This window comes from Frankia sp. CeD, assembly GCF_000732115.1.
In the GTDB taxonomy this organism is placed as follows: domain Bacteria; phylum Actinomycetota; class Actinomycetes; order Frankiales; family Frankiaceae; genus Frankia; species Frankia casuarinae.
Genome location: NZ_JPGU01000007.1, coordinates 15,496 through 30,702, shown reverse-complemented (window position 1 = coordinate 30,702; position 15,207 = coordinate 15,496). Strand labels below are relative to the sequence as shown.

Genomic DNA, 15,207 nt, shown 5'->3' with positions numbered 1-15,207 from the left:
AAACCGGCTTTGTATAGTCGGGTGGGACTAACCGGACTCGGGGAAGGCAGCCCCCTCGTCGCAGGGCAGGGGAGGCCGCCGCCGTGCCTGATGTAACCGCCCGAGAGGCCGCCGACGCCGGGGGCTCCGTTCGCCGGACGGCCCCCAGCGGCCCCTGGTACTCCCGCCGCCGCACCGGCCGCTGGCCGGGAGTTCGTCACATCCGGGTGGAACTGCTCGCCGGCCTGGTGACCGCGCTCGCGCTGATCCCGGAGACGATCTCCTTCTCCGTGGTGGCGGGGGTCGATCCGAAGGTCGGTCTGTTCGCGTCGTTCACCATCTCGGTGGTCATCGCGTTCACCGGCGGACGCCCGGCGATGATCTCGGCGGCGGCAGGCTCCATGGCCCTCGTCGCCGCCCCCCTGGTCCGCGATCACGGCCTGAACTACCTGCTGGCGACGACCATCGGGGTGGGCCTGCTGATGTTTGTGCTCGGCCGGCTCGGGGTGGCACGGTTGATGCGGTTCGTCCCGCAGAGCGCGATGATCGGCTTCGTCAACGCGCTGGCCATCCTCATCTTCACCGCGCAGATGCCGCACGTGATCGGCAAGTCGTGGCAGGTCTACGCCCTCGTCGCCGCGGGCCTCGCTATCCTGCTGGCTCTCCCCCGCCTGACCAGAGCGGTCCCGCCGCCGCTCGTGGCGGTGGCGGNCCTCACCCTCNTCACCGCCGGNTTCGACATCTCCGTCCCTACCGTCGGCGACGAGGGCCGGCTGCCGAGCTCACTGCCCGTCCCCGGTGTGCCCGACGTGCCGCTGACCTGGGAGACACTGCGGATCATCGCCCCGTACGTGGTGGCGCTCACCGCCGTCGGCTTGGTGGAGACGCTGCTGACCGCGCAGATCGTGGACCGGTTGACCGACACCACGCATGACCCGAACCGCGAATCCTGGGGCCTGGGTGTCGCCAACATCGTCAACGGGTTCTTCGGCGGGATGGGCGGCTGCGCCATGATCGGCCAGACGATGGTGAACGTCAACTCGGGCGGGCGGGGCCGGCTGTCGACCTTCGCCGCCGGCGGTTTCCTGCTCATGCTGGTCGTCCCGCTGCGCGACCTCGTGCGGGTCATCCCGATGTCGGCGCTGGTCGCGGTGATGATCCTGGTGTCGGTCATGACCTTCGAGTGGCGCAGCATCCAGCCCTCGACGCTGCGCCGGATGCCCCGCGGCGAGACCGCGGTCATGGTGGCGACCGTCGCCGTCGTGGTGCCCACCCACAACCTCGCCTACGGCGTCGGGGTGGGCGTCATGCTGGCCGCGTTGCTGTTCACCCGCCGGGCCGCGAACCTGGCGCTGGTGACCAGCGTGCTCGACCCGGAGGGCCGGGAGAGGATCTACGTCGTCCAGGGCACGCTGTTCTTCGCATCGACCAGTGATCTGGTGAACGCCTTCGACTACGCGTGCGACCCCGAACGGGTGGTCATCGACCTCTCGGAGGCCCACCTTCTCGACTCGGCGGCGGTCACCGCCCTCGACGACGTGCGCGCGAAGTACCGCGAACGCGGCACGCAGGTGAACCTGGTCGGGGTGAACGCCCGCAGTGCCGCTCTGCTGCACAAGCTGTCCGCCGAGCCGGCGCAGGTGGAACCGGCACCGACCGAACCGGCACCGACCCGCGTCCGGTGAGGTCGAGCTGACCGCGAATACACTCTGCCATTAGATGCTTACTCAGATACTTGCCCTGAGGATGGTGGCGGGATGGCCGGAGAGAAGGGCGCCGGGCTCGCTCAGGGTCTGATCGACTTCGTCCGGCGCCAGCCCGCCGTGGTCGTCATCATCATCGTCCTAGGCGGGTTGTACCTTGCCAGGTCCGGTCCGGGCCCGGGTTCCCNGGCCGTCCTCGTCCCCGGGATCGAGTTCTCAGCCCCGTCCCTGATCACCCGCAACCGGACAACCTATGCCTTCGGTGTGGACCCGGACTCCCCCGGCACCGTTGACGTGCTCTCCAGCCGGGACCGCCGGAGCTGGACGATCGAGCCGGCCGCGCTGCGCGCCCTGCCGCCCTGGGCCGACCCCGCGGGCGGCCTCGGCCCGGCTGCCGTCGGCGCCTTCGGCCACGGGTTCGTCATGTACTACGCGACGGCCGTGCGTGGCCTCGGCGTCCGCTGTATCTCCGCGGCGACCGCCGACTCCGCCGACGGTCCGTTCGTCGACACCTCCCTCGCGCCCTTCATCTGCCAGACCGCGGACGGCGGCAGCTCGGATCCGAGTCCCTTCGTTGACGAAGCCGGACGCGCCTACCTGGCCTGGGCAAGCCCCGGTGCGGGCGGCGGCTCGGACCGGAACCACGGCGCGCCGCCCACCCTGTGGGCGGCGCGGCTGCGGTCCGACGGACTCGTGCTCACCGGCGAACCCGCCGTCATGCTCCGCCCGAGCCTGTCCTGGCAGCAGGGGCGGATCTCGGCACCATCGATGATCTCAGCCCGCGGGCGTCACCATCTGCTCTATTCGGCCGCGTCGTCGCTCGGTGGACGGCAGGTGGTGGCGACCGCGTCGTGCAAAGGGCCGCTCGGGCCCTGCCTGCCGGCGGGCGAACCGATGCTGACCGGGGGAAAGGTCGGCTTCGGACCGAGCGGGGCCCATGCCTTCACCGACGCGCGGGACCGCTGGTGGGTGGGGCTGCACAGCTGGGACTCCCGACCCGACGGCGTCTACCTGCCGATCGGTCGGTTCGTCGTCGCTCCGCTCGACGTCACCCGGGACGCGGTGACGCTGCACGTCGATTCCCTCGTCCGGGGACGGGTGCTTGATCCGGATGAGCGTGACCCGCCCCACGAGCGCCGCCGGCAGCACGAGGATCGGGTAGACGGCGAGGACCGGATGGGATAACCAGGTGGTGGGCCGGCTCCCCGTCGTCTTCGCGGACTACGACATTCCGAATCCGGGCATTCCCGGCATCTCCACCGAGGACCACGAGGCCATGGAGATGCCGACAGAGCGACTCGCGAACAAAGCGCCTTACAGACCAAGCGACTTACGGAGAAGTTCCATATGCCAGTCGAACTGAATCATACTATTGTGCATGCCCGGAATAACCGGGAATCGGCCGAGTTTCTGGCGGATATCCTGGATCTCGAGGTCGGCGCCGCGTGGGGGCCGTTCATCCCAGTCGTCACCGCAAACGGTGTCACCTTGGACTTCGCCACCGCCCCGGTTGGGTCGATCACTGCGCAGCACTACGCGTTCCTGATCTCCGAGGAGGAGTTCGACGCGGCGTTCGAGCGGATCCAACGGGCCGGGATCACCTACTATGCGGATCCGCAGCGCAAGCACCCGGGCGAGATCAATCATAATGACGGCGGACGCGGGTTGTACTTCCTGGACCCGGCCGGTCACGGCATGGAGATCATCACCCGTCCCTACGGGGGATTCGAAGCAGATTCCAGAGCAGTCTGAGATCGGGAACAGTCCGAAATCGGCGAGCAGACCGATAAGGAGCACCTTTTATCGGTCATATGGGCTCGATGGAACGTGGCGTGCGCCACTGCGGCCAGCGGTCAGCGGCGAACAGGTCGATATTTGCCGCGAGGCTCCGCGCCGGGCGGAGTCATGATCCACGTGTGGCGGTTCGCCAGAGAGTGCAGCGACCGGTCGCGGTCCCCCGACCTGGACGTCCAGCGCGGGCGTCCAGCGCGGGCGTCCGCGGCATCCGCACCTGGCGAGCGTCCACGGGAAGGGTGCGCTGTGGGTACACAATCCGCGGAGACAACGGACGCACGAGCCGGCGAGGCCCCCAAGCAACGGGCAAGCACGCAGGATCAGGTCGATGCGGTGCCGGCGCCCGGCCAGTGCACTCTGAGTGAACTACTGGCAGTTCTCGACCTCGGCGGGGNTGTTNCGCCGGTGCCGGCCCGATGCCTGCCCAGCACACACGGCGGCGTCCTCGGGGCGCAGCTGCTCGGCCAGCAGATCGTTCTCGCCGAGCGCATGACCCCCAACAAGATCACGCACAGCCTGCAAACGGTGTTCATGCGCCCCGGCGACTGCCGCCAACCGGTCTGGATCGACGTCGAGCGGCTGGCCCACGGGCGGTCGATCGACTCCCTGGCCCTGACCTTCCGGCAGGACTCGTTGCAGATCTGCCGGGCGGACGTGATGCTCCGTTCCCCGGAGCCGGACTTCCTGCGCCTGCGCTCCACCGAGTCCGACTTCCTCGGCCCGCAGCACGCCAGCCCCCTTGACCGTCCGATGATGCCCTGGGAAGTTCGGGTGCTTCCCCGAGCGGACACCCATCAGCTGGACCAATGGCAGCGCATCCCCGAGGCGCCGGAGGACCGGTCCCTGTGGAGGGCGTTCATCGCGCACAGCTGCGAGTTGCTGCCGCTGTCCGACCTGCTGGCCGTCACCGGCCTGACCCCCACCAAGCGCCTGGCAGTCGCTGTCCTATCGCAGAATATGACCTTCTACGACGACCTGGACGTCCGGGACTGGCATCTGTTCCGGGTGCGTACCCTGCACGCGGGCCACGGCCGGGCGATCGGTCGCGTCGAGGTCTTCGGCCCGGACGGGGAGCTACGCGCGGGCAGTGAGCTCGTCGGGCTGCTGCGCGGATCCGCGATCTGATGTCCGCACGGCTGATAGAAATGGATCAGATCTCCGCGAGTGCCTGGTCCTCGTCATCCGAGGCCCCGGACGCGGTCTTCTCCGTCGCGCCGAGGGGCGGCTCCGGCTCGGGCCGCCGGACACGGGGCAGCAGCAGCGCGGCCAGGATCCCGACCGCGAGGACGCAGCCGCCGATGAACAGCCCGAGGGAGTAGCCGGAGGCCAGCGCGTCAAGCCGCGCGGCCCCGTGCCTGAGGCGGCCGTCGGTATGCCTGGTCGCGATCGTCGACACCGCGGCGAGGCCGATCGCCGCGCCGATCTGGCGGCTGGTGTTGATCAGACCCGACGCGAGGCCCGCCAGGCGCATCGGCACGCCCGCCGTGGCCGCAGCGACCATCGCGACCATGATAGACCCCACCCCCAGCCCGACGATCAGGACCGGGCCGAACACGTGCACCCAGTACGAGCCGTCCCGGGTGATCGTCGACATCCAGAGCAGACCCGCCGTTCCGCTCACGAGACCGAACACGATGATCGGCCGCGGACCGAGCCGCCCGATCATCCGGGTGACAATCCGCGAGGCAACGATGATCATGAGCGGCATCGGGAGCATGGCCACCCCGGCGCGCAGCGGGCTGTAACCCTGAACCTGCTGGAGGAAGAGGGTAAGGAAAAAGAAGATCGTGAACATAGCGGCGCCGAGGAAGGCTGCGACCGAGTTCGCCGCGGCGAGCCCGGGGTAGCGGAAGACGCTCAGCGGCACCAGCGGGGCGGGGGTCGTGACCTCGACGGCCACGAACGCGGCAAGAAGCACTACCGCCCCGGCCAGCATCCCGAGTGTGACCGGGGACGTCCAGGAGGAACTCTCGGTGCGGACGATGACGTAGACCGACAGCACCAGACCCCCGGTGACGGTCACCGTGCCGGGAATGTCGAGATCACGCAGCCGGCTCAGTTGGCCCCGCGACTCGACGAGCACGAGCCGGGCGGCCACGAGGAGCGCCACGCCGATCGGCACGTTGACGAACAGCNCCCNCCGCCAGTTCGCGACCTCGGTCAGCGCACCGCCGACGATCGCGCCAAGCGCCCCGCCGCTGGCCGCGGTGGCGCCCCACGCGCCCAACGCCCGGGTCCGCTCCCGCCCCTCGGCGAAGGAGGTCATCAACAGGGTCAGCGTCGCCGGGGCGAGCACGGCCCCGCCCAGCCCCTGCACGGCCCGGGCGACGATGAGCTGCGCCTCGGTCCGCGCAAAACCACCGCCGAGGCTCGCCAGGGTGAACAGCGCCAGCCCGGCCACGAACACCCGGCGGCGACCGAACAGATCCGCCGCCCGGCCGCCGAAGAGCAGCAGACCCGCGAACGCGATCGTATAGGCGTTGACCACCCACTGCAGGCCGCTCGCCGTCATCCCGAGATCGGTCTGCATCGACGGCAGCGCGACGTTCACGATCGAAATGTCCAGAACGACCATGAACTGGGCCAGGCAGCAGACGGCCAGCACGGCCCAGCCCGGAATCCGCCGGCCCGGCGGTGCGCCACCTTCCGGCGAGGCGCCCGCCCCGGTACCGGCGGTCCTGCCGACCACGGCACCACCCTCACCCGAACCACCCTCGTCCGAATCTGCCCTCACCCGAATACCTCCAAGCTCCAGCCTTCGTACAGCTCCAGCCTTCGTACACCGTACGAACGCTGGGCCAACCCTACGCCGTACGATGTACCAACGCCAAAATGGCAGCCCGTGCCTCCTGCCAGGAGGCGTCCTGCCAGGAGGTGAGTGGCGATGGCGGCGCCGCCGAGTGCGGCCCCGGGGCGGCCCCCGGGGAAGCCGATGGCACGGGTGTCCACCCCACCGGGATGCCGGACGCCCCTGAGCGGTGAACGGCTGGCCCTGGCCGCGATGGAGATCGCCGACGCGGAGGGGCTCGCGGCGGTGTCGATGCGGCGGATCGCCGCACATCTGGGCGTCGGGACGATGACGCTTTACCACCACGTCCGGGACAAGGACGAACTGACCGGCCTGATGTGGGACGCGTTCCTGGCCGGGCATCTGCTGGACGAGATTCCCGAGGACTGGCGGGACGGCCTCACCCAGATCGCCCGGCGCGCGAGGCGGTCCTTCCAGGAACATCCCTGGGCCCTTCGGATCGGCATCCGCCGGGGTTTCGGTCCCAACAAGCTGCGGCACATCGAGCAGTGCCTGACCGTCGCCTCGAAGATCACCGATGATCCGCAGGACCAGCTGCGCATCATCCACTCGCTTAATGATCTGGTGGTCGGCTGCACGCTGCGCGAACTCGGCGACCGAGAGGATTTCGACCGCCGACGGCCTCCGGCGGCCGACGCCCAGAATCGCCCCGGTGTCCCGACGGCGCAACCGGTTTTCTCCGTCCAGGTCCTTGACGCCCAGGTCCTCAACCGCGCGCAGAGCGCCGAGGACGCACAGACCGCCGAGAAGGAGTACCCACGGCTGCGCGCCATCGCCGCCCTCGGCTGCGGATACACGGCGCCGCGCTTCGAGCAGGCGCTGAAATGGCTTCTCGACGGGATCGCCGTCGCGTACGCGCCGGAGCCGCCAACCGACCAATGATCGGTCGGCCGGGACGTAGCCGACCGGGGAACAGCCGGGCGATGTTCCGCCGACGATGATCACTGCGCTCGTGCCCCGTGCCCGCCGACGTCACGGCGGATGCCGAATTCGCTGCGGATGCGAAGAAGGGCGAAGAAGGAGGCGTAGCGGTCTTCACGGACACGACTGGAGTAGCTACCGTCGGAGAGAATAAACGCCGCTGACCGTCCACGAGCCGCATTCGGGGCATTATCACCATGACCGCTCGGCTACCTCGTCACGTCGCGCCGCTCGCCGTTGGCGAGCCCACCTCACTCGGGCCCTACCAGCTGCTCGGTCGGCTGGACGCCGGCATCACCGGCATCGTCTATCTGAGCCGTGCGGTCGGAGGCGCGCAGGTCGCGGTCCGCGCGCTGCACCCGGGCGACGCCCTGCGCGCGGACATGCGGGCCCGGTTCGCGGCGGCGATCGACCGCGCTCGCGTGCTGGCCGGGGCACACACCTGCGGCGTGCTCGACGCCGCGCCCGCCGCCGAGCGGCCCTACATGGTCACGGAGTTCGTCGGGGGCCCGACCCTGGCCCGCGAGCTCACCGAACGCGGACCGCTGTCCTCGGACGAGATCGACCGCCTTGCCCGGACCCTGTTGGAGACCATCGATGCGGCGCACCGCACGGTCGGCGCACTCGGCGACCTGACGGCAACGGATGTCGTGCTCTCCGTTACCGGGCCGCGGCTGGTAGACCTGGGTGTCGCGGCGGCCCTGCGGCCACTGCTGCTGTCCCCCGCGGCCGGCTCGGCCGGCGGGACGGCGCCCGGGACGCCGCACATCGTCGCCGGGCGCTCCGGCCACCTGTGGCCTCCCCCCAGCAGCCCCGGCTATGTGCCCGGCTATGGCTACGGNCCCGNGGNGGGTGGCNGGGAGGGCCCCGCCGCTGACATCGTCGCGTGGGCCGGGATCGTCGATCTGGCCGCGACGGGAAAGCCCAGCGGGTCTGTCGAACCCGCGGCCCGGGCCGGACGACGCCGCGCCGACCGGTCGGAGCACACGGCTCCCATCGGCGAGGGGGTGCGGCGAGCGCTCGCCCGTGTGCGACAGGCCGATGGGGCCTCTCTGCCCGATACCACCGAACTGCTGGCGCTGCTCGCCGGATCGAAGCCGCGGTCGACCCGAGCGGCGTGGGGCCGTGGCCGACAGGCCGCCACGGCTCACGGCGGGCGGGCGGGCGCCGCGACGACAGGCGCGGATCCGCGGCCTGAGCCTACCGATCCTCGACCACCGACCCGGACGGCTCCCCCCGGAAAGGCTCCCCTCAGGACGGCCACGGGCGGGCGGCACAGCACCGGTCGGCGGGCACCGAGCCCCACCGGGAGTGTCCCGGACCCGATGGCCGCCCGGGCGCTGCCGCCGCTCCCGACACTGCCGCCGCCCCCGACACTGCCGCCGCCCCCGACACTGCCGCCGACCCCGACCCCGACACTGCCACCGCCCCCGACACTGCCCCCGACCCCGACACTGCCACCGCCGGAGCGCCGGGAGGCCTCCCCGCGTCCGGATTCCGGGCGAGCGGACTCCGGGCGAGCGGCATCGGTGAGATCCACATCAGCGAGGCGGGCGGCCGAGCCACGGGNGGAACGCCTGCCGGCGGACCCGCTCGTTCGTGCTCGCCGGTCCCGGATGCGCCCGGTCGCCGCATTCGCGGTGGCCGCGGTGGCCGCTGTGGCCGCCGCAGCCACCGCTGCGGGGCTCAACTCCTCGCCCGACGACGTGACCACGGGTGCGCGTGCTCCGTTGCACGAGTCACAGCCGGACGACGGCGGCACCGTGGACACTCCGAGCAGCGGCCGGTCCGGATCCCGCGAGGGCCGCCCGCCCGTGCGGACACCAGCCGCCCCCCGGCCCGCCGCGTCAGGCAGCCCCGCCACGGAGGAGCTCGCCGTGGACGAACCCGGCTCAGGTGGGCCCAGCGCCCCCGGCGGCGGATCCGTCCTCGGCCCGACCGAAGAGGAACAGCAGAACGACCTGGCGGCGGAGGACTTCGCTCTGAACACCCTGCGCCTCGCGGCGGGTGGCAGGTCCGCGCCGCCCGGGCGCTCCTCCGGCGGCCCGGCGTCGGCGGCCTCCCCGCCTGCGCACCAGGCACCGCCCGTTCTCGCCGCCNCCCCGCCGGTGCCGACCAGGCCGTCCGCAGCGGCGGCAGGAGTGGCCGCCGGGCCGATCGAGGCCAGGACCCCGACCACCCGCACCCCGACCACCGGCACCCCGGCCACCGGTGGCCGGACCACCCGCGCGGCAACGACCGCCAGCGCAGCTTCCGTGACGTCCACGGCGACCAAGCCCCCGACCCGGCCGGCAACGACCCGGCCGGCAACGACCCGGCCACCGGCCACGACGGCTCCGGCCAGGAGGAGTCTCGCCCCGGTGCAGGTGGACGTCGTGACGTTGGCCCCGCGGTAGCCCAGGCCCCGCGGCGACCTCCGCCGGTTACCGCTGTCGTTCGCCCGAGCCGGCGACGGAGGTCGCCCCCGCCCGTACGGCACCGTCGGGCCAGATGATCTGGAGGGGTTTGCGTCGCCAGCGCGCGTAGGAGACGACGTCCGCCGTCCCCCCGAAGCCACGCGCCGGCAGACCGTCCCACACCGCGAGAACCCGGTCGGATGCGTCGACCAGAAGGCGGCTCGCCGACATCAGGCTGGGCAGATCGGGCTTCGCCCGGTCCTGGCTGCGTATCTCGGTGGCGCGGCCGAGCAGCCGGTCGTAGTTGCGCCGATGCGTAGCGGGTTGAAAGTCCCGGTAACCGGCCGCGGGTATCATGACGATGAGCCGGCCCCCAAGTTCGAGGACCACGTCGGCGAAGATGGTGTCTGCTCCCTCGGCCAGGCAGCTGATCCCGGTCAACCCGGCCGCGGCGAGAGGCGCCAGCACCCGGCGCATCTCGCCGGCCGTGTATTCGGCTTGCCCGCCGGAGAGCCCGCGGTGACCCGTCACCCCGATGACGACCATGCCGTTGTCACCCCGTCCGGCGGTGACGACGGAAACAGCGGTGACCATCGCGCGATGCAGCGCCCGATGCGGACCGCGACGGCCAGGGTCGGCGTCGAGAGAACACCGGGCGAATGTACCCAAGGGGATCCGGGGCCAGGGCGGTTCGTCACCGGATCGGGCCTGTCACGGGGCTGTGGCGGGGGNCGCCTGGCTCCTGCATCCGACCGCATTCCGACCCGCAGGCGTGCGGGCGTGCGGGCGTGGAACGCTAGAACCTGAAGTCGAGATGAGGTCAACCGTGCGAAGGTGAGGATGCGCGCCTACGGTCAGCGGCTGGCCGACCCGTACCAGGCCGGACGGGTGTTAGTGAGCCAGGCGGGGACCAGTCGGCGCAGGTCGGCGGGCCTTAGTTCCAGGTCGAGCAGGCTCCCAAGGGACACCGAGACGATGTCGAGATCATTCAGCCTGCTCCCGAAGTCGGCGCCCCACGACCGGTCAGCGGCGAAGACGACGTCGAGCACCCCCGTCCGCCCACCGCGTTCGATCGAGATGCTCTCGATGCCGCCCACGAACGTCAGGTAGTCCAGTTCGATACCGGCCTGCTCGTTCAGCAGCCGGCGCAGCGCCGCCTGCACGGTCTCCCCCGGCTCAACCCGGCCTCCCGGCAAGTGGAACGACTTCTGGCCACGCTCGTTGGCGAGCAGCNCCCGATCNCCCGCCACGAGCAGCGCGCGCGCGTTGATCCGCACGGGGCCGGCGACCGGGTCACCGTAGGACGTGGTGGCGGTCGGTTTGGAAGCGAGCGGTGTCACGGGTGCTCCAGGAGTGGCGAGTCGGGCAGGGGGCGAGTCGGGCCGAGAAGGGCAACCTCCGCATCGTGCCCCGCCGGACCGGATCGTGATGCGCCAACCGGTCATCCGGCCGACATCGGGTCGGTCGAGGACACGGTCCCGTCAATCCGACCACCTCGCCGCCCGACCCGCAGGAGCGGATATTTCTCTGTGATTTCTCCGTAATTTCGGATCATGCGTCGCAGCTCCCCCGAAGATGCGGGTACGATCACCCCATGCCGAGATTCCGGATCAGCGAGGCCGCCGCGCTGCTCGGTGTCAGCGACGACACCATCCGCCGGTGGGCGGACAGCGGCCGACTGCCAACCGTCCTGGACGACGCCGGCCGCCGGGCGATCGAAGGCGGCACCCTGGCCGGATTCGCCAAGGATCTGGCGACCGAGCAGACCGCCGCCCAGACGCCGGTCGTCGCCGAATCCGCGCGTAACCGCTTCCCCGGGATTATCACCCGCGTGGTGCGCGACACGGTGATGGCCCAGGTCGAGATCCAGGCCGGCCCGCATCGCCTGGTCTCGCTCATGAGCCGGGAGGCCGCCGACGAACTCGGGCTGGAAGCCGGCGTCCTCGCGGTCGGCGCGGTGAAGTCGACCAACGTCGTCATCGAGCTTCCCGAGCGTCGTTGACCCCGATCAGCGAGAAGGGCCTGCCCGCCGTGTCGACCCGCGGCGGTTCGCTCCTTCGAGGGGGTCAGCCGGAGCAACGGGCCGTCGGCCCGCACGGCCGGTTCGGCCCGCGCGGCCGGTTCGGCCCGCGCGATCGGGCACCCCGGCCGGGTGACCCGCGGACCGGCGGACATCCACGCCGCACGGTTCGCCGGGAAACGCGCCGCCGGATGTCCTGGGCGCTGCTGGTGCCGGCCGGGATCGCTGGCCTGTTCCTGCTCCTGCCGCTCGTCGGCCTGCTCGTCCGCGCTCCCTGGTCCGCCCTGCCCGATCTGCTCACCGAGATCGCGGTCCGGCAGGCCCTCCTCCTGTCGGTGGAGACGGCCACCGCCACGACCGTGCTGTCGCTGCTGTTCGGTGTCCCCCTGGCCTGGCTGCTGGCCCGCACGCGTTTTCCCGGCCGGTCTCTGCTGCGCGCCCTGGTCACCCTCCCGCTCGTGCTGCCGCCAGTGGTCGGCGGCGTGGCCCTACTTCTGGTACTGGGTCGGCGCGGCATCGTCGGCCAGTACCTCGATGGCTGGTTCGGCATCACCATCCCGTTCACCAGCGTCGGCGTGGTGATCGCGCAGACCTTNGTGGCCATGCCGTTCCTCGTCGTGTCCGTCGAGGGCGCGCTGAACAGCGCCGATCGGCGGTTNGAGGACGCCGCCNCCACCCNCNGCGCCGGGCCGNGGNTGACGTTTCGCCGAGTCACCATGCCGATGACGGCGCCGGCGGTGGCCGCCGGCGCGGCGCTGTGCTGGGCCCGCGCCCTCGGCGAGTTCGGGGCCACGATCACGTTCGCCGGCAACTTCCCCGGGACCACCCGGACCACGCCGCTCGCGGTCTACCTGGCGCTGGAGACGGACTCGGACACCGCCATCGCGCTGTCACTCGTACTGCTCGCGGTCTGCGTCGGGGTTCTGGTGGCGCTGCGGGGCCGGTGGTTCCCCGGCACCCGGCGAATTTTACGCAACCGGGGAACGCGTGACGGCGCCCCCGATGCGCTCGAGCGGAGCATCCCGTGAACACAGGGCGTCCCGTGAACACCGTCACCGGAGATTCGGCGCGGGCGGCGCCCTCCGCCCCCGGCCTGGATCCGGCGTCAGACGGGCTCAGCGCGCTGATGACGGTGCGACGGGGCCAGTTCGTGCTCGACGTCGAGGTCAGCGTGGCACGGGGGGAGACGGTCGCCGTCCTCGGCCGCAGCGGGGCGGGCAAGAGCACGCTGCTGCGGGCCCTGGCCGGTCTCCTCCCGCTCGACGAGGGCCGGATCACCCTCGCCGGCGAGGTTCTCGACGACCCGGCCGAGCACCGCTTCGTCCCGTCCGAACAGCGGCCGGTCGGCATGGTCTTCCAGGACTACCTGCTGTTCCCACACCTGCGGGCCCGCGACAACATCGCCTTCGGCCTGCGGGCCCGCCTCGGTCAGGGGCGGCGGCACGCCCGGGCGTCCGCGGACACCTGGCTGGAACGGTTCGGGATCGGCCATCTCGGCGACCGGCGACCGGATGCCCTGTCCGGCGGCCAGGGGCAACGGGTGGCGCTCGCGCGGGCGCTGGCATCAGGGCCCGGACTGCTGCTGCTCGACGAACCGCTCGCCGCGCTCGACNCCGCGACCCGCCGCGAGGTCAGGTCCTTCCTGCATAATGTGCTACCGACGCTGGCGGCTCCGGTGCTCATCGTCACGCACGATCCCACGGACGCCGAGGTTCTCGCCGACCGCATCCTCGCCCTCGATGCGGGGCGGGTCGTCGACCAGGCCTGATCCGGTCCGCTCCGCCGGCCCCGCCGCATGCCTCCCCGTCGCGGTGACGGATCTCGGCATCCGGACCCGGGTAGACGAAGCTGACGTGCCCCGTGCCGGACCAGCGGACCGCAAACGGCGGATCCCCCGCCACCGAGCGCACCTCGAAGATCTCGCCGAGTCGATCCGGCTGCCGGGTGGTGTGACGGTGGACCACCAGAGTGTCGCCCGGGTGGGCACGCATCGCCCGGCGTCGCGCGGAGGGCAGGTCAGTACCCGGTCAGGCGCGACCGGGATGGCCGGCCAACGCCAGGTGATCGACGAACCAGTCACGCGCGAGCGCGGCCGCCTGCTCCAGGGCACCCGGCTCGGCGAACAGGTGCGTGGCGCCCGGGACGATCGCCAGCCGGTTCTCGCAGCCCAGCAGTCGGGCCTGGGCCTGCCGGTTCAGCTCGAGGACCAGATCGTCCCGCGCACCGACGATGAGCAACGTCGGGGCGCGTACCGCGGTCAGCTGCGCCGCGGCCAGGTCCGGTCGGCCGCCCCGCGACACGACGGCCGCGACGGGGAACCCCCCTTCCGCGGCGGCCCGCAGCGCCGCGGCGGCGCCGGTGCTGGCGCCGAAGTAACCAATGGGGAGGGTAGCCGTGACCGGTTGGCCGCGCAGCCAACCGGTCACATCGATCAGCCGCCGGGCAAGCAGCCTGATGTCGAACACGTTCGCCCGGTCACGCTCCTCGTCCGGGGTGAGCAGGTCGAACAGCAGGGTCGCGAGCCCCGCGGCACTGAGGTCGCGGGCCACGAACTGGTTACGTGGGCTGTGCCGACTGCTGCCGCTGCCGTGGGCGAAGACGACCACTCCCCGGGACGGGTCGGGCACGGTGATCCGACCAGCGAGCCGCACTCGACCGACGGGGATGTCGACCTCGACGTCGCCGCCGGACGGGTCGGCTACCGCGCCGCCGACCGGCATCGTCAGCGCGGCCCGGCGCAGCAGGTCGACGACCTCCTCGTCCGGTGTCTGGGAGAAGTCCGCGTAGAACTCGCCGATACCGAAGAAGGCGTCGGGCGTCTGGACGCAGACCACCTCGTCTGCCTGCCGGCGCAGCCAGCCGATCCGGTCACGGGGGGCAACGGGGGTCGCCAGCACCACGTGGGTGGCTCCCTGGGCCCGCACGACCTGGCACGCGGCAGAGGCCGTCGAGCCGGTCGCGATCCCGTCGTCCACCACGACCACCGTCCGCCCGGCGAGCGGGATCCTTGGCCGGCCGTTCCGGAACCGCCGGGTCCGACGATCAAGCTCCACCAACTCGCGCGCCTGAACCGCGGCGAACTCCTCCGGCCCCACGTTGGCCAGCCGCCGGGCCTCCTCGTTGACGACCCGCACCCCACCCTCGGCGATCGCCCCCATCGCGAGCTCAGGCTGGAAGGGGACACCGAGCTTGCGGACGAGGATGACGTCCAGCGGGGCCTCCAGCGCCCGCGCCACCTCGAACGCGACGGGAATGCCCCCGCGGGGCAGCCCGGCGACAACGACATCACGACCGCGTAGATGCGCCAGCCGCTGCCCGAGCTGCCGGCCGGCCTCCTCCCGATTATCGAAGATCACGACAACCTCCTCGTGCCGGCCGGGCGGACTCCTCGTGCTCGCCGTCCGGACCGGACATCGTCCTGTGGTTGTCGTTCCCCGGTAGTCGCCGGGATACCGACCCACACCGTCTCGGGGCACCTGCCCCGAGACGAGCGATACACGGCGTGCGGCGCGCGGCGCGCGGCGCGTGGCGCGTGGTTCGCGGCGCGTGGTTCGCGGCGTGCGGCGTGCGGCGTGCGGCGTGCGG

General features: G+C 71.6%; 13 protein-coding genes. 8 read left to right on the top strand and 5 right to left on the bottom strand.

Annotated elements, in window-relative coordinates; all coding sequences use genetic code 11:
* The first annotated feature begins 83 nt into the window (after positions 1 to 83).
* The 4 genes from CED_RS06775 to CED_RS06760 all read left to right on the top strand — a co-directional run bounded on the left by CED_RS06775 (position 84) and on the right by CED_RS06760 (position 4,601).
* Positions 84 to 1,664 (top strand): SulP family inorganic anion transporter, encoded by a 1,581-nt coding sequence (locus CED_RS06775; RefSeq protein WP_035909293.1) that lies wholly within the window; start codon positions 84 to 86, stop codon positions 1,662 to 1,664.
* A gap of 72 nt (positions 1,665 to 1,736) precedes the next feature.
* A complete protein-coding gene (locus CED_RS06770) occupies positions 1,737 to 2,867 on the top strand; it encodes a family 43 glycosylhydrolase (protein WP_035909291.1) in 1,131 nt (376 codons plus the stop codon).
* Positions 2,868 to 3,029: 162 nt separating this feature from the next.
* Positions 3,030 to 3,434 carry a VOC family protein gene (locus CED_RS06765; protein WP_011438351.1) on the top strand — a complete coding sequence of 135 codons (405 nt, stop codon included), beginning with the start codon at positions 3,030 to 3,032 and terminating at the stop codon, positions 3,432 to 3,434.
* A gap of 288 nt (positions 3,435 to 3,722) precedes the next feature.
* Positions 3,723 to 4,601 carry an acyl-CoA thioesterase II gene (locus CED_RS06760; protein WP_235186940.1) on the top strand — a complete coding sequence of 293 codons (879 nt, stop codon included), beginning with the start codon at positions 3,723 to 3,725 and terminating at the stop codon, positions 4,599 to 4,601.
* A gap of 25 nt (positions 4,602 to 4,626) precedes the next feature.
* Here the strand turns inward: CED_RS06760 and CED_RS06755 are convergent, their stop codons facing one another.
* Positions 4,627 to 6,210 (bottom strand): MFS transporter, encoded by a 1,584-nt coding sequence (locus tag CED_RS06755; RefSeq protein WP_035909289.1) that lies wholly within the window; start codon positions 6,208 to 6,210, stop codon positions 4,627 to 4,629.
* A gap of 198 nt (positions 6,211 to 6,408) precedes the next feature.
* On the opposite strand from CED_RS06755, the gene CED_RS06750 reads away from it, so the two are divergent.
* Positions 6,409 to 7,167, top strand: coding sequence for a TetR/AcrR family transcriptional regulator (locus tag CED_RS06750; RefSeq protein WP_232235089.1), 759 nt, complete (start codon positions 6,409 to 6,411; stop codon positions 7,165 to 7,167).
* Positions 7,168 to 9,629: 2,462 nt separating this feature from the next.
* Here the strand turns inward: CED_RS06750 and CED_RS06740 are convergent.
* Both CED_RS06740 and CED_RS06735 read right to left on the bottom strand, forming a co-directional pair.
* Complete coding sequence (locus CED_RS06740) at positions 9,630 to 10,148, bottom strand: hypothetical protein (RefSeq protein ID WP_011438356.1); 519 nt, start codon at positions 10,146 to 10,148, stop codon at positions 9,630 to 9,632.
* 308 nt (positions 10,149 to 10,456) lie between these two features.
* The gene (locus tag CED_RS06735; protein WP_035909284.1) at positions 10,457 to 10,942 is read right to left on the bottom strand and encodes an NUDIX hydrolase; all 486 of its coding nucleotides are present in this window, start codon (positions 10,940 to 10,942) and stop codon (positions 10,457 to 10,459) included.
* A gap of 254 nt (positions 10,943 to 11,196) precedes the next feature.
* On the opposite strand from CED_RS06735, the gene CED_RS06730 reads away from it, so the two are divergent.
* From CED_RS06730 to CED_RS06720, 3 genes are all read left to right on the top strand, one after another.
* Positions 11,197 to 11,604 (top strand): molybdopterin-binding protein, encoded by a 408-nt coding sequence (locus CED_RS06730; protein ID WP_011438358.1) that lies wholly within the window; start codon positions 11,197 to 11,199, stop codon positions 11,602 to 11,604.
* Between the two features lie 29 nt (positions 11,605 to 11,633).
* Positions 11,634 to 12,650, top strand: coding sequence for an ABC transporter permease (locus CED_RS06725; RefSeq protein ID WP_035909372.1), 1,017 nt, complete (start codon positions 11,634 to 11,636; stop codon positions 12,648 to 12,650).
* Positions 12,651 to 12,748: 98 nt separating this feature from the next.
* The gene (locus CED_RS06720) at positions 12,749 to 13,390 is read left to right on the top strand and encodes an ABC transporter ATP-binding protein (RefSeq protein ID WP_235186939.1); all 642 of its coding nucleotides are present in this window, start codon (positions 12,749 to 12,751) and stop codon (positions 13,388 to 13,390) included.
* On the opposite strand, the gene CED_RS26075 is transcribed toward CED_RS06720, so the two are convergent.
* Positions 13,308 to 13,613, bottom strand: a complete 306-nt coding sequence (locus CED_RS26075; RefSeq protein WP_083503380.1) for a DUF1918 domain-containing protein — start codon at positions 13,611 to 13,613, stop codon at positions 13,308 to 13,310. The two genes, CED_RS06720 and CED_RS26075, sit on opposite strands and share 83 nt — an antisense overlap.
* Before the next feature lie 36 nt (positions 13,614 to 13,649).
* The gene (locus CED_RS06715; protein ID WP_035909281.1) at positions 13,650 to 14,978 is read right to left on the bottom strand and encodes a phosphoribosyltransferase family protein; all 1,329 of its coding nucleotides are present in this window, start codon (positions 14,976 to 14,978) and stop codon (positions 13,650 to 13,652) included.
* Between the last annotated feature and the right edge of the window lie 229 nt (positions 14,979 to 15,207).

What these genes read in the sequence shown, in the direction of transcription:
- CED_RS06765 (WP_011438351.1), top strand. Translation starts at nt 3,030, where the DNA reads ATGCCAGTCGAACTGAATCATACTATTGTGCATGCCCGGAATAACCGG.
- CED_RS06750 (WP_232235089.1), top strand. Translation starts at nt 6,409, where the DNA reads ATGGCACGGGTGTCCACCCCACCGGGATGCCGGACGCCCCTGAGCGGT.
- CED_RS06740 (WP_011438356.1), bottom strand. Translation starts at nt 10,148, where the DNA reads ATGGTCGTCATCGGGGTGACGGGTCACCGCGGGCTCTCCGGCGGGCAA.
- CED_RS06730 (WP_011438358.1), top strand. Translation starts at nt 11,197, where the DNA reads ATGCCGAGATTCCGGATCAGCGAGGCCGCCGCGCTGCTCGGTGTCAGC.
- CED_RS26075 (WP_083503380.1), bottom strand. Translation starts at nt 13,613, where the DNA reads ATGCGTGCCCACCCGGGCGACACTCTGGTGGTCCACCGTCACACCACC.